Consider the following 351-nt stretch of genomic DNA (forward strand, 5'->3'; position numbering starts at 1 on the left):
CCACCATCCGAAGCTGATCCCGCTCCTGACGATCCGCGGGGCCGAGGTCGAGGATGCACAGGATGCCGGTGTCGCGACCGCCGGCGCGGAGAACGGGTCAGGCGGCGGCGGCGCCGCGGACGCGACGGATACGCCCTCCGCGTTCCGTGCGGCTCTCGCGGCGGTGCGCCGCAAGGAGCTGGATCGCGGGATCACGCTCGTCGGGCCCCACCGCGACGACATCCTGTTCGAACTGAACGGCCTGCCGGCGAAGGGCTACGCGAGCCACGGCGAATCTTGGTCGTTCGCACTCGCCCTCAAGCTCGCATCCGCTGAGCTGCTGCGCCGGGAGTCGACGACCGGCGATCCGGT

At 71.5% G+C, this 351-nt stretch carries 1 pseudogene; it reads left to right on the plus strand.

What is annotated here, in order from left to right:
- Positions 1–351: pseudogene (locus tag AB4Z02_RS19400) on the plus strand (DNA replication/repair protein RecF); the annotation flags it as partial.

It is taken from the genome of Pedococcus sp. 2YAF34, assembly GCF_052114585.1.
Classification (GTDB): Bacteria; Actinomycetota; Actinomycetes; order Actinomycetales; family Dermatophilaceae; genus Pedococcus.